This is a genomic window from Mycobacterium sp. RTGN6 (assembly GCF_033804605.1).
Taxonomy (GTDB): domain Bacteria; phylum Actinomycetota; class Actinomycetes; order Mycobacteriales; family Mycobacteriaceae; genus Mycobacterium.
In genome coordinates, this window is sequence record NZ_JAPZKZ010000010.1 from 215,476 (window position 1) to 227,555 (window position 12,080).

General features: G+C 66.6%; 13 protein-coding genes. 5 read left to right on the forward strand and 8 right to left on the reverse strand.

The window, feature by feature from the left end:
* Positions 1-4: 4 nt before the first annotated feature.
* From metX to SLQ33_RS24310, 4 genes are all read left to right on the forward strand, one after another.
* Positions 5-1,123, forward strand: a complete 1,119-nt coding sequence (gene metX / locus SLQ33_RS24295; protein WP_319456577.1) for a homoserine O-acetyltransferase MetX — start codon at positions 5-7, stop codon at positions 1,121-1,123.
* Positions 1,120-1,854, forward strand: a complete 735-nt coding sequence (locus tag SLQ33_RS24300) for a class I SAM-dependent methyltransferase (protein WP_319456442.1) — start codon at positions 1,120-1,122, stop codon at positions 1,852-1,854. The genes metX and SLQ33_RS24300 overlap by 4 nt, the downstream gene beginning before the upstream one ends.
* Before the next feature lie 128 nt (positions 1,855-1,982).
* The gene (locus SLQ33_RS24305; protein WP_319456443.1) at positions 1,983-2,351 is read left to right on the forward strand and encodes a type II toxin-antitoxin system prevent-host-death family antitoxin; all 369 of its coding nucleotides are present in this window, start codon (positions 1,983-1,985) and stop codon (positions 2,349-2,351) included.
* On the forward strand, positions 2,348-2,986 hold the full coding sequence (locus tag SLQ33_RS24310; protein ID WP_319456444.1) for a zeta toxin family protein: 639 nt from the start codon (positions 2,348-2,350) through the stop codon (positions 2,984-2,986). The genes SLQ33_RS24305 and SLQ33_RS24310 overlap by 4 nt, the downstream gene beginning before the upstream one ends.
* Here SLQ33_RS24310 and SLQ33_RS24315 read toward each other — a convergent pair.
* From SLQ33_RS24315 to SLQ33_RS24350, 8 genes are read right to left on the reverse strand one after another with little or no spacing between them, the layout of a single operon-like run.
* Entirely contained in the window at positions 2,973-4,496 is a 1,524-nt protein-coding gene (locus SLQ33_RS24315) for an FAD-dependent monooxygenase (protein ID WP_319456445.1), read from the reverse strand. The two genes, SLQ33_RS24310 and SLQ33_RS24315, sit on opposite strands and share 14 nt — an antisense overlap.
* A gap of 5 nt (positions 4,497-4,501) precedes the next feature.
* Positions 4,502-5,095 carry a TetR/AcrR family transcriptional regulator gene (locus SLQ33_RS24320; protein WP_319456578.1) on the reverse strand — a complete coding sequence of 198 codons (594 nt, stop codon included), beginning with the start codon at positions 5,093-5,095 and terminating at the stop codon, positions 4,502-4,504.
* Between the two features lie 59 nt (positions 5,096-5,154).
* Positions 5,155-6,012: an SDR family NAD(P)-dependent oxidoreductase gene (locus tag SLQ33_RS24325; RefSeq protein WP_319456446.1), complete on the reverse strand. Its 858-nt coding sequence runs from the start codon at positions 6,010-6,012 to the stop codon at positions 5,155-5,157.
* 1 nt (position 6,013) lies between these two features.
* Positions 6,014-7,258: an NADH:flavin oxidoreductase/NADH oxidase family protein gene (locus SLQ33_RS24330; RefSeq protein WP_319456447.1), complete on the reverse strand. Its 1,245-nt coding sequence runs from the start codon at positions 7,256-7,258 to the stop codon at positions 6,014-6,016.
* Positions 7,255-8,721, reverse strand: a complete 1,467-nt coding sequence (locus SLQ33_RS24335; protein ID WP_319456448.1) for a class I adenylate-forming enzyme family protein — start codon at positions 8,719-8,721, stop codon at positions 7,255-7,257. The genes SLQ33_RS24330 and SLQ33_RS24335 overlap by 4 nt, the downstream gene beginning before the upstream one ends.
* Positions 8,722-8,732: 11 nt before the next feature.
* Entirely contained in the window at positions 8,733-9,326 is a 594-nt protein-coding gene (locus tag SLQ33_RS24340) for a carboxymuconolactone decarboxylase family protein (RefSeq protein WP_319456449.1), read from the reverse strand.
* Positions 9,326-10,243, reverse strand: a complete 918-nt coding sequence (locus SLQ33_RS24345; RefSeq protein WP_319456450.1) for an alpha/beta hydrolase — start codon at positions 10,241-10,243, stop codon at positions 9,326-9,328. The genes SLQ33_RS24340 and SLQ33_RS24345 overlap by 1 nt, the downstream gene beginning before the upstream one ends.
* Positions 10,240-11,217, reverse strand: a complete 978-nt coding sequence (locus SLQ33_RS24350) for an enoyl-CoA hydratase/isomerase family protein (RefSeq protein WP_319456451.1) — start codon at positions 11,215-11,217, stop codon at positions 10,240-10,242. Before SLQ33_RS24350 ends, SLQ33_RS24345 begins: the two co-directional genes overlap by 4 nt.
* A 147-nt stretch (positions 11,218-11,364) precedes the next feature.
* On the opposite strand from SLQ33_RS24350, the gene SLQ33_RS24355 reads away from it, so the two are divergent.
* A complete protein-coding gene (locus SLQ33_RS24355; protein WP_319456579.1) occupies positions 11,365-12,072 on the forward strand; it encodes a TetR/AcrR family transcriptional regulator in 708 nt (235 codons plus the stop codon).
* Positions 12,073-12,080: the final 8 nt, after the last annotated feature.

The following is a 12,080-nucleotide window of genomic DNA, read 5'->3' on the forward strand; positions in this document are numbered from 1 at the left end:
GACCTTGGAGAGCCCGGTCGTCACACACGAGTTGCCCGCCGAAGGCGAGCTCTCCGTGGTGAACATCGGGTCGCTGACACTCGAGAACGGCGCCGTGCTCGACGACGTGTCCATCGCCGTCCAGCGGTGGGGTGCCCTGTCGCCCACCCGCGACAACGTCGTCGTGGTGCTGCACGCGCTCACGGGCGATTCGCACGTCACCGGCTCCGCCGGTCCGGACCACCCCACCGCCGGTTGGTGGGATGGCGTGGCCGGACCGGGGGCGCCCATCGACACCGGCCGCTGGTGCGCGATCGCCACCAACGTGCTGGGCGGGTGCCGGGGGTCCACCGGACCGAGTTCGCTCGCACCCGATGGAAAGCCTTGGGGGTCAAGGTTTCCCGCGATCACGGTGCGCGACCAGGTGAATGCCGACATCGCCGCGCTGAAGCTGCTCGGCATCACCGAGGTGGCAGCCGTCGTCGGCGGGTCGATGGGCGGGGCGCGAGCGCTGGAGTGGGCCGTCGGCCACCCCGACACCGTGCGGGCGGCGTTGGTGCTCGCCGTCGGGGCGCGTGCCACGGCCGACCAGATCGGCACCCAGTGCGCCCAGGTGGCGGCCATCAAGGCCGACCCGAACTGGTGCAACGGCGACTATTACGACACCGGGCGCACCCCTCACGTCGGCATGGAGCTCGCCCGTCGCTTCGCGCACCTCACCTATCGCGGCGAGGTCGAGTTGGATGAGCGGTTCGGCAACGACGCACAGGGCAACGAACGGCCGACGGCCGGTGGCCGTTATGCCGTGCAGAGTTACCTGGACCACCAGGGCGACAAGCTCGCAGCGCGGTTCGACGCGGGCACGTACGTCGCGTTGACCGACGCGTTGAGCAGTCACGACGTCGGCCGCGACCGTGGCGGGGTGCGCGCCGCGTTGCGCGGCTGCGCGGTGCCCGTGATCGTCGGCGGCATCACGTCCGACCGGTTGTATCCATTGCGCCTGCAAGAGGAACTGGCCGCGCTGCTGCCTGGCTGTCCTGGGCTCAACGTCGTCGACTCCAAGTACGGCCACGACGGCTTCCTGGTCGAGACCGACGCCGTCGGCGAACTGATCCGGCAGACCCTCGAGGTGGCCTCACGGTGAGCGACGGGGCAAGGCAACGGCGGTCGCTTTCGTTCGGTGAGGAGGCCGCGGCCTACGAGCGCGGCCGTCCGTCGTATCCGCCGGAGGCCATCGACTGGTTGTTGCCGCCCGGCGCCCGTGACGTGCTCGATCTCGGCGCGGGCACCGGCAAGCTGACGATCCGGCTGGTCGAGCGCGGGCTCGAGGTGGTCGCCGTCGACCCCATCCCCGAGATGCTCGAGGTGCTCAGCAGCTCGCTGCCGGACACCCCCGCACTGCTCGGCACCGCGGAGGAGATCCCGCTTCCGGACGACAGCGTCGACTCGGTGCTGGTGGCGCAGGCCTGGCACTGGTTCGACCCGGTACGCGCCGTCAAGGAGGTGACCCGCGTGCTGCGACCGGGTGGCCGGCTCGGGCTGGTGTGGAACACCCGCGACGAACGGCTCGGCTGGGTCAAGGACCTCGGCCGCATCATCGGCCACGAGAACGACCCCTTCAGCCAGAAGGTGTCCCTCCCGGAGCCGTTCACCGACGTCGAGCGGCATCAGGTCGAGTGGACGAGTTACCTTACGCCGCAAGCGCTCATCGACCTGGTGGCGTCGCGCAGCTACTGCATCACCTCGCCGACGGAGGTGCGCACGCAGACGCTCGACGAGGTCCGCGAGCTGCTGGCCACGCACCCGGCGCTCGTCAACATGACGGGCTTGGCGCTGCCGTACGTGACGGTGTCCATCCGCGCCACGCTGGCCTAGGTTTCCCTCCGCCGAGACTGCTCACAGATCGCTCCAGCGGCCGATTTCGCGATCTCTGCGCAGTCTCGGCGAAGTGGGGTGAGTCAGCACATAGTGGCTAAAATGGCCATTTCGGCTATTATGGGTATATGTCCAGCTTGAGCTTCCGCAACAGCGACGGCGATCTCGTCGACGTCCCGTCGGTGCCTGCCACCCGCTTCAAGAACGAGTTCGGCGCGATCTTCGAACAGGCCGCCCTCGGCGGCGCCGTGGCCATCACCAAGCACAACACCCCCAAGGCGGTGCTGTTGTCCTACGCAGAGTTTCAGGCGTTGACACGCTCGAGCTCACCGGTGCTAGATGAGCTCGACGAGGAATTCGACGCGCTGCTGGCGGGGATGCAGACGCCGGCCGCGAAGGCCGGCATGGCGGCGGCGTTCGACGCATCGCCCGAAGAGCTCGGCCGCGCGGCGGTCAAGGCGGCCCGACCGAAGCGTCGCCGCGCCCGCGCTGAATGAGCCGACGGGCGGCCCCGCGGCTGTACGTCCTGGCGGGCGTCAACGGTGCGGGCAAGAGCAGCATCGGCGGCGCGATGATCCGCGCGGCGGGCGCCGAGTACTACAACCCAGACGAGGCGGCCAAGGCACTCATCGCCGCGAATCCGGGGCTGGAGCAGGTCAAGGCGAACGCCGCGGCCTGGCGGCAGGGCAAGCGTCTGCTAGAGCGGGCGGTCGCCGAGCGGCTGGACTTCGCATTCGAGACGACGCTCGGCGGCGGCACCATGACCCGGATTCTGGCCGAGGCCGCAGCGGCCGGTTTCGAGGTGCGGATCTTCTACGTTGGCCTGTCCAGTCCGGAACTGCACATCGAGCGGGTGCGGCAGCGCGTGCAAGCCGGCGGCCACGACATCCCCGAAGCCGACATCCGGCGGCGGTGGCGGCACAGCCGGATGAACCTGGTGCGGCTGCTTCCGGTGCTCACCGAGCTACGCGTCTACGACAACTCGGCTGCCGCGGATCCCGCCGCCGGTGACCCGCCCAAGCCGGTGCTCGTGCTCCACATCGTCCGAGGGGAAATCGTCGGCCCACCAGAGCTCAAGGGCACACCGGCCTGGGCCCGCCCCATCGTGGCGGCCGCGCTCAAGCTGAACTGACCGTGAGTTCGCTTCCGCACCAACGCGACAACGCCGTGTGCAACCGCGTCAGATCGTCGGTGCCGAGCTCGTCGGCTGCCCAGGCGACGTAGCCGTCGGGCCGGATCAGCAGGGCTGCGGCGGGCCGGTCCGCCATGCTGCCGGTGACGACGTCCACGCGATCATTGGGCACCTCGAGGCCTCCGGTCAGGTCGAGCAGCACCGGACGCCCAGCGTGGAGCAACCCCGCGACGCGTCGGCCGTCGTCGAGCACCAGCTCGGGCACCATGCGGCCCGACAGCGGATGGTCGTCGCCGACGTCGTAGCGGACGTCGGAGCCTGCGAGCAGGTGTGCCATGTGTTCGGCAACGCTCGGCTGCTGCAATAGTTCGTCGAAAAGTTTTCGCAGCGCGGCGATCTCGGGTCCGGGCCCGAAAAGGGCGGTCTGAGACATCGAGTGCATCATCACCCGCTCGCCGACGGGATACCGCTCGGACTGGTACGTGTCGAGAAGTCCCGCCGGCGCCCAGCCGTTGACGGCGGCCGCCAGCTTCCAACCGAGGTTCACCGCGTCCTGCATGCCCAAGTTCAGCCCAGGCCCGCCCATCGCGGAATGCACGTGGGCGGAATCGCCGACCAGGAAGATGTTGCCCGCGCGGTAACGATCGGCCTGCCGGGTGTTCTGCCCGGCGATGCGGCGCAACGCATGTGGCCCTGGACCGGGCGGTGGCTCGACGGGCAGCTCCACGCCGAGCACCCGACGCGCGCTGTCGCGCAGCTCGTCGAGCGTCATCGGCTCCAAGTCATCGCCGGGCTCATCGAACTCGATGGTCCCAACCATCGACCGCTCACTCTCGAACGCGGCGTAGATGAATCCGCCGTTGTCGAGTCGATTGTGCCCGAAGGGAAGTGGACCCACGCCCGGCACGTCGATGCCACCGTTGGGGCCGCGCATTTCCTCCGGAACTCGCACGTGAGCGACTCGGGCGATCGTGTTGGACGTGTGGCCAGGGAAGTCGATGCCCGCCAGCTTGCGAACGATACTGCGGCCACCGTCGGCGCCAACGAGGTACGTCGTCTCCAGCGTGTACGTCCCATCCGGTCCCGACACCTCGACAGTGGCGCCGTCGGCGCGTGTCTGGACGCCGGTCAGCTCATGGCCCCAGCGGATTTCGACACCGAGTTCGCGTGCTCGCTCATCAAGAAGCTGGACTAGCTTTGGCTGCGCCATCATCAGCGCATACATCGGGTTGTCGGGAACGCCGAAGAGCGGCACCGACATTCCGCTGAATATCCACTGGTAGGCGGGGTGCGGCTGCTCGTCGGATCCGGTGAACCTCTGGTAGTGCCCACGCATATCCAGTTGTCGAACCACCTGGCCGACCATGCCGTTGGCCTTCGGCTCGTCGCTGGGCCCGGGCAGGCGCTCGAGCACGACGGGCCGCACACCAGCCAGCGCCAGCTCGCACGCCACCATGAGCCCGTTCGGGCCTGCACCTGAGATAACTACGGGGACTCGGGTTTCAGACATCGGCATCACCTTTCGGGTAGTCCGGCCGCGACGTCGGCAAGTCCGCGGCGAAGGAGTTCGGTATAGGCCACGGGTGGATCGGCATAGGCGTAGGCCTCCATCGCCGTCTCGCCGACTGCCCGGACGACCGCAGTGACCAAGCGCGGATACATATCGCGAGCCGGATCGGTCCCGGTGCGTTCCGCGATCGCGTCGACCCAGTCGGCCATTAGGTCCTTGGTCAGCGCGGCACGCAGATCCCGGGCCGACAGGAGCTCCCGGATCACGGCCAGCTCCCCGGGCGTCGGCCGCATGTCCGTGGCGCCTTCGGCTTCCAGTGGCGCAAGCATGGCCTCTGTGATCGCCGACCACAGCGGCTCGTCGGCGGGCCGCTCACGGAAGGCGGCGAGGCTCTGTCGCGTTCGGTCGACCTGCCGGAAGGCGACGGCCTCGTACTTGCCCGTGAAGTAGTTGTTGAAGGTCCGCAGAGACACCCCGGCCCTGTTGGCGATGTCTTCGCGAGTGACGTTCGCCAGCCCGCGCTCCAACGCGAGCTCCAAGGCGGCATCGCTAAGCGCCCAGCGGGTGTCGGCCTTCTTGCGTTCTCGCAGCCCGAGCATCTGATGGCGGGTCATGCCGCCAACGTAGCCGAATATTGCACGCCGGGCAAGATTGCCTGTTAGGCAATATTTGGATGCGACGAGCGGCGTTCGAGTTGGGCAAGGGCTCGCTGTACCGCGGCGTCGCGCGCGAGCCTGGCGTCGACGATCGGCCCAGCCACGCCTCGAAGCGCGGCGACGGGCTTCCAGCGGCCGGGAACCATGATGGAGGTTCGCCGGCGCGCGAGTCCGTCGACGATCGCGGTGGCCGCGGTCGTCGGTTGGATTCGCTTGAGTATGAACTTGGGCATCACCGAGAGCAGGGCGGATACGTGTGGATCGGCGTCGATGCCCTGACGGATCATGTCGGTTTCGATGAGCGAGAAGTACGCCGTCATGGCCGACGCTCCATGGCTTGCCAACTCGACGCGAAGGCCACGGCCGAGCTGCTCGACCGCAGCCTTGCTCATCGCGTAGGGAATGGCACCCGCCCCATTGAGGTAGGCGAACACCGAACTCACGAGCACGAGCTGGCCGCGGCTGCTGATCACCGATTCCAGCGTGGCCGCCACCGTGTTGACGACGCCAGCCACGTTCACGGACATGACACCATCCACTTGGTCGGGCGTGAGTGTGCGGAATGTGCCGCCACGGCCGAGCACGCCTGCGTTGGCAATGGCGATGTCGATGCGCCCAAACTCCTCGCGTGTTCGCCGCACGGCGTCCTGGACGGAATCGAACTGGGTCACATCGCATTTCACTGCAAGGGCGTGACCGCGTGGCAACGCGGCGGCGACGGACTGCGCCGAAGATGGATCAACGTCGGCCAGTACGACTCGGGCTCCGCGCCGAGTCAGCGCGGTGGCGGTGGCTGCACCAAGCCCGCGACCGGCACCGGTGATGAAGACGACCTTGTCGGCGAGTGAATAGCGCGTCATGTCAGAGCCCACGCTTGCGCCCGAATGAGGTGGTGCCGTTGCGGCGCAGCATCGCCAGTGTGGTGGCGATGCGTCCGCGGTTGAGGTCGGGTGTGAGGCCGGCGCCCAAGCGGTGCAATTGGTCGGTGTGCCAGGAGAGTTCAAGAATCCCGTCGACTGATTTGAGATCCATGAAACGGCCTAGGACCCGGCGCATTCCGGCGCGCACGTGGTGTGAGGCAAGAACCTGTTCGCGCCCGGAGAGGATCATGTAGGCGGCGTCCGTCGTCGTTGCAGTCGGCCGGCCCAGGCCGATGACGTCGCACTCACCGCTGAGCACCGCGTCGTGCATGGCGGTGCGAGAACGGAACCCGCCGGTGACCGCCAGCGGAATGTCACCGGCAAGGCTGCGTACGGTGCGGGCATACTCCAGGAAGTAGGCTTCGCGCGCGCGGGTGCTGTCGGCGGCCTTGCCCATCATGGCGGGCTGTTCGTAGCTGCCGCCGCTGACCTCGATCAGATCGACGCCTTCGCGCGCCAAGGCCGCCACCACCGCACGGGATTCCTCTTCGGTGAATCCGCCGCGCTGGAAGTCGGCCGAGTTGAGCTTGATGCCAACGGCAAAGCTCGGTGAGACCCGGGCGCGGGTGCGGCGCACGACTTCGAGCACGAAGCGCATCCGCCGCTGCGGGTCACCGCCCCACTCATCGTCGCGCTGGTTGGACAACGGGGACAAGAACTGTGCGACCAGGTATCCATGCGCGCCGTGGATTTGCACGCCGTCGAAGCCCGCGGTCTCGCATACCACCGCCGCGGTCGCGAAACGTTCGATGATGTCTTCGATCTCATCGGAGGTCAGCTCTCGTGGGGTGGCCGCACCGGGGAAGTTCAGCGCCACCGGGCTGGGTGCCACCGGGGTATGTCCGAGCGCGAGCGGGTTGGACTGGCGCCCTGGATGATTGAGCTGCACCCAAATCGGAACCCCGGCATCCTTGGTGGACTTCGCCCACCGCGACAACGCGTCCAGGTTGCGCTCGTCCTCGATGACGACGTTGCCCGGCTCGCCGAGCTGCGTACGGTCGACCATCACGTTGCCGGTGACGATCAGACCGTAGCCGCCTTGGCTCCAGCTGGTGTAGAGCCGCTCGAGCCGCTTGTCGGGAGAGTGCTTCTTGTCGGCGAGCCCCTCGTTCAGCGCGGCTTTCATGATCCGATTGGGCAGCACCTGGCCACACGGCAGAGTGAGCGGGTCTTGTAGGGAAGTCATGACGATGTTCCTCTCAGGTGGGCTGCGCGCAGCGGAGCCTTGTCCGTCTTGCCGACGGCGTTCTTGGGGATGCCGTCTAGGACGGTGATCGAGGTGGGGCGCTTGTAGCCAGCGAGCGTGCGTGCGCACAGCGCGTGCAGCGCTTCGGGATTGACGGTGCGGCCGTCTCGAGGTGCCACGTAGGCCGCGACCACCTCTCCCCACTTGTCATCGGGCACACCGATCACCGCGGCCTCCAACACCGTGGGATCGCCGGTGAGAACATCCTCGATCTCCTTGGGGTAGATGTTCTCCCCGCCGCGGATGATCATGTCCTTGGACCGGCCCACCAATGTCAGATATCCGTCGGTGTCGAGGTGGCCGACGTCGCCGGTGTGCAACCAACCGTCGACGATGACGCGCGCGGTCTCATCGGGGCGACCCAGATATCCGCGCATGACGTTGGGTCCGGCGATGAGAACCTCACCATCGGTGCCGGTCGGTACCTCGGTTCCGCCAGCGTCGACGATGCGGATCTGCTGACCCGGGAACGCGATTCCCACCGTGCCCGCCCGGCGTTCACCGGTGACGGGGTTGATGGTGGACGCACAAGTCGCTTCGGACAGGCCGTAGCCCTCGATCAGGGGAAACCCGTAGCGGGCCTCGAACCGGCCCAACAATTCTGCGGAAGCGGGGGCGGCCCCACAGATGCCGAACCGCACCGACGACATGTCCGGGCGAACGTCGTCGGGCAGCGCGGCTAGCAGGGTGTAGATCGTGGGCACCGCCGAAAAGAACGTGGGTCGGTGGCGTTCGACGGTGTCGAAGAAGGTGTGCGGGTCAAACCGCTCGGCGATGCCGACACTGGCACCGGCCAGCAGCGGCATCAGCACGCTGACCACGATGCCGTTGACGTGAAACAGCGGCAGGATCAGCAGACACCGATCCGTCGGCCCGATGGCCAGCGCTTGGCGTCCCATCTCGGCCATCGCATCGAGGTTGGCGTGATCGAGCATCACGCCCTTGGGCACCCCGGTGGTGCCACTGGTAAAGATCAGCAGCGCCAGCGTCGAGGGATCCACGCGCAGTGGTGGATCCGAGCCGAGGACCTCGTGGCGCATCTCACTCACCGCCAGGGTGTTCACCCCGCCGGGAACGGTCGCGTCGTCCTCGGCGACCAGCAGCCGTGCGCTGGAGGCCTCAAGCTGCCGAACGACCTCGGCCTCGGTCAGGCTCGGGTTGACCGGCGTGACCGTCGCACCCAACCGCCACGACGCGAACAACACCACCACGAATTCGACCCGGTTGCGCAACTTGACCGCCACCACGTCGTCGGCACCGACACCAAGCTCGTGAAGCTGACCGGCGACTGCCCGCACACGCTGCAACAACCCAGCGTTGGTCAACGACACGGTCCCGTCGGACACAGCGAGCCTGTCCGGATCTGCGTCTGCACGAACATCCAGTAGAGAAGCAAATGTCATGGCGAGCGGGCCTATTCGGGAGCCGGTATCGCGAACATGGTGAGCGTCGCGCACACCGAGTGATAGATGCCGATGAGGAACGCGATATCGATCAATCCCTTTGTTCCGAAACTGATTTCGGCCGCCTGGTAAAGCGACTCGTCGACCCGGTGATGGACTGACAGTTGCTGGGTCAGCCGCAGCGCGATCGTCTCGTCATAACTGAGGTCGTCTGGTAGCCCACCAGTGGCCACCACCCGAGCGGCATCCTCGGAGAGACCCGCCTTGCGGGCTACGGCCAAATGGGCATAAAGCTCATAGTCGGCCTGCCAGACGGCGCCCACCGAGAGGATGACGACTTCGCGTACCCGCGCACTCAACGATGTGTGCATCTGCTCGGCGAACTGCAAATCCAAGAACGGCGCAGCGATGGCAGGGTTGAGCAGCGCGGGGTTGAACGGACCGATGAGTCGTCCATCTGCTGCGGTGCTTTGGAATTGGGCATCATTCGCCCAGGGGACGATCTTGGTCGCCATGCGGTCGAAGATCTCGCGCTGTGCGGGGTTCAGCTCAGCGGGATCGGCAAGCGGCAAGCGACCGCCCAGGGTGTCGGTTTGATCGGACATCAAACGACTGCTCCCGCGGGCTGCAGCTGGCGAGTGAGAAACTCGACCTGGTCGCGTACTAACGCCTCGAATGGCTCGCCGAGGTAGAAGGCGAAATGGCCAGCGTCGTAGCGTTTGATCTCCCCCTTGGGGGCAGTGCGCGCGTATCGCAGGGTCTGGGCCGGCGGCGTGACGCTGTCGGTGTTGCTGACACAGAACAGGATTGGGAACTTGATCTTCTTCGCCGCACGTCCGGGCCGGTAGGTGGCGATGGTCGGAGCGACCCGTGCCGCTACCTCGTTCCGGAAAGTCGTGTTGGGTGGCAGGAGCGCCTCGTAGCCGGGCAGGGCATCCGGGGCGTTCATCAGGGCCAGCGACCCGGGAGGGCCTGCGAGCGGGATCATCGCGGGTGGCCTGCGCAGGACCATGGATGCGAAATCCCTTGCTACTGACGGCAACACCTTGAGGGATTCCGTCGGGCCCAACGCCAGTGCCGAGGCTAAACCGTCGGTGAACGGGCACTGGGACACCGCGGCCTTCAGTTCAGGATGGCGTGAGGCGACTGTGATGGAATGACCACCACCAAAGGAACTACCCCATACCGCAATTCGCGTGCCGTCGAGGTCGCGTCGAGTCTTCGCGTACACGATCGCGGCGTCCCAGTCGGCGAGCTGTCGCTTGATCGACAGGAGCTGCCGAGGCTGGCCGCCGCTGTCGCCGAAGTGCCGGTAGGTGAAGGCCAACGCGGCGATACCCGCCTGGGCGAAGCGCTCGGCGAACGCGTCCAGGCGCATCTCACGTGTGGCGCCAAGGCCGTGCCCGAGGATGACCACGGGCGGCGACGTGGCGCCGGTGGGCAGGTAAAGCCATGCGGCACAGGTGTCCTCGCCGGAGGTGAACGAGACGTCCTGGCGGGTGTACGACTGCGCGGTGCTCATCGCTTTGCCGCCCCGTTGGTCGAGCCGACCCGCGGCACTCGGCCCGATTCGAGCGCTTGCGCGTAGGTATCCGGGGAATACAGGGGTAGCTCGCCGTTGGACTCCGTATCCGAAAGGTACTGGAGCATCAGTTCCTGACCTTCCTCGGACTGATCGGTGCCGAGGAACTCGGTGCGCTCGACGTGTAGGCCTTCCGACAGCGACATCGAGCCGCCGAAGTACACCGACCTCTTGATGGCCTCGACCGACCCCTTGGTCCGCTTGCCGAAGTACTCGGCAAGTTCTGTAGCCCGAGTGACGACGTCGTCAAGTGCCACCACGTCGTCGACGGCCCCATTGGCGAGCGCCTGCGCGGGCGTGAATGGCTTGCCCTCGAGGATCGCGACCAGCGATTTGTGGGTGCCGATCAGCCGGGTCAGTCGCTGGCTGCCGCCACCGCCCGGCATGATCCCGAGGAGCACTTCCGGCTGACCGATGAAGAACTCCCCATCGGCCATGACGCGCAGATCGCACGCCCAGGCGAATTCCGCGCCCAGACCAAGAGCCGAACCGTTGAGGGCCGCTACGAAGATGACGCCGCTGGCGTTCATACGCAAGAACGTCGCGTGCAGGCGATCGAGCTGTCCCGTTCCCCGAAGCGGGGTCTTGTTCAGAACCGACTCGGGGACGCGGGCACGGTCTAGGCCTCTGGCCAGGCGCAGCACAGCCGAGGCGCTCCGTCGGTTCAAGTCCGGGACCGCCGCACCCTCGGCCTGGAGCCAGCGCACGTCGGCATGGCTGACGAACCGGCCGGGACGCGCGCCGGTGAACACGACGGCGTGGACGCCTGGATCACGGTCGACGCGGTCCACCAATTCATCGAGCTGATCGGCGAGTTGAAGGCCGAACAGACTGTGCGGGCCGCCGTCGACCCGCACGATCAAGGTGGCTCCGCGGTCCTCGACGTCGAGGTGGCCGGTAACTGGTTGTGACATGAGCGTTGCTCTCCGTGATGACTTCGTAGGGTTTCGGAGGTGTGCTATAACGAAGTTATGAACTACCATAACAAAGTTATTCCAGGCGTGGCAAGCGTCACTTTGAACGGGCCTTGAAGGCGCGGTCAGCCGGAAAGTCAGGTGAACATGCGGGACATGTCAGAAGGCGCGGCGCCCGATGGCGTGCCGGAGCGACTCGTTCGGGCCACCATCGGCCTACTGGCCGAGCAAGGGCCGTCCGCCATCAAGGCGCGCACGGTGGCCTCCGCGGCTGGACTGTCGACGATGGCGGTGTACAGCCACTTTGGCGGGATACCCGAACTCACGCTCGCCGTCATCGACGATGGCTTCAGGGAGCTCGACAGGGCGTTCTCTCGGGTGCCGGTGACGGATGATCCGATCGCGGATCTCGCAGGGCTGGCATTGACATGTCGGTGGGTTGCCCGCGAAAACCCTCATCTGTATGACTTGATGTTTGGGCTGTCCACTCGCGCGACGTACCGACCGCAGAACGATCCAGCCGGTCGATTGAGTGGACGATCGCTAGCCTTCCGAGGTGTCTACGCCCGCGTCGAAGAAGCGTGCGCACGGCTCGTGAGGTCGGGCAGAGTCCGGCCCCAGGAAACGGATGTCATGGCCGCTCAATTGTGGAGTTTCGTGCACGGCTTCATCACCCTCGAGCTCGCGGAGACCTTCGCCGATTGTGACGATCCCGTCGGACGTCTGCTCTTGCCGATGGGTGTGAATCTTTCTGTCGGACTGGGAGATACGCGAGAACGTGCTCAGGCCTCGCACGAAACGGCTGCGCGCCTATTTGGCTCGATCACTCAACGCGAGCGTCGGGCGGCGAACTGAAGCGAGGG

What these genes read in the sequence shown, in the direction of transcription:
- SLQ33_RS24315 (WP_319456445.1), bottom strand. Translation starts at nt 4,496, where the DNA reads ATGTCTGAAACCCGAGTCCCCGTAGTTATCTCAGGTGCAGGCCCGAAC.
- SLQ33_RS24340 (WP_319456449.1), bottom strand. Translation starts at nt 9,326, where the DNA reads ATGTCCGATCAAACCGACACCCTGGGCGGTCGCTTGCCGCTTGCCGAT.
- SLQ33_RS24335 (WP_319456448.1), bottom strand. Translation starts at nt 8,721, where the DNA reads ATGACATTTGCTTCTCTACTGGATGTTCGTGCAGACGCAGATCCGGAC.
- SLQ33_RS24320 (WP_319456578.1), bottom strand. Translation starts at nt 5,095, where the DNA reads ATGCTCGGGCTGCGAGAACGCAAGAAGGCCGACACCCGCTGGGCGCTT.
- SLQ33_RS24325 (WP_319456446.1), bottom strand. Translation starts at nt 6,012, where the DNA reads ATGACGCGCTATTCACTCGCCGACAAGGTCGTCTTCATCACCGGTGCC.
- SLQ33_RS24345 (WP_319456450.1), bottom strand. Translation starts at nt 10,243, where the DNA reads ATGAGCACCGCGCAGTCGTACACCCGCCAGGACGTCTCGTTCACCTCC.
- SLQ33_RS24305 (WP_319456443.1), top strand. Translation starts at nt 1,983, where the DNA reads ATGTCCAGCTTGAGCTTCCGCAACAGCGACGGCGATCTCGTCGACGTC.
- SLQ33_RS24310 (WP_319456444.1), top strand. Translation starts at nt 2,348, where the DNA reads ATGAGCCGACGGGCGGCCCCGCGGCTGTACGTCCTGGCGGGCGTCAAC.
- SLQ33_RS24330 (WP_319456447.1), bottom strand. Translation starts at nt 7,258, where the DNA reads ATGACTTCCCTACAAGACCCGCTCACTCTGCCGTGTGGCCAGGTGCTG.
- SLQ33_RS24350 (WP_319456451.1), bottom strand. Translation starts at nt 11,217, where the DNA reads ATGTCACAACCAGTTACCGGCCACCTCGACGTCGAGGACCGCGGAGCC.
- SLQ33_RS24355 (WP_319456579.1), top strand. Translation starts at nt 11,365, where the DNA reads ATGCGGGACATGTCAGAAGGCGCGGCGCCCGATGGCGTGCCGGAGCGA.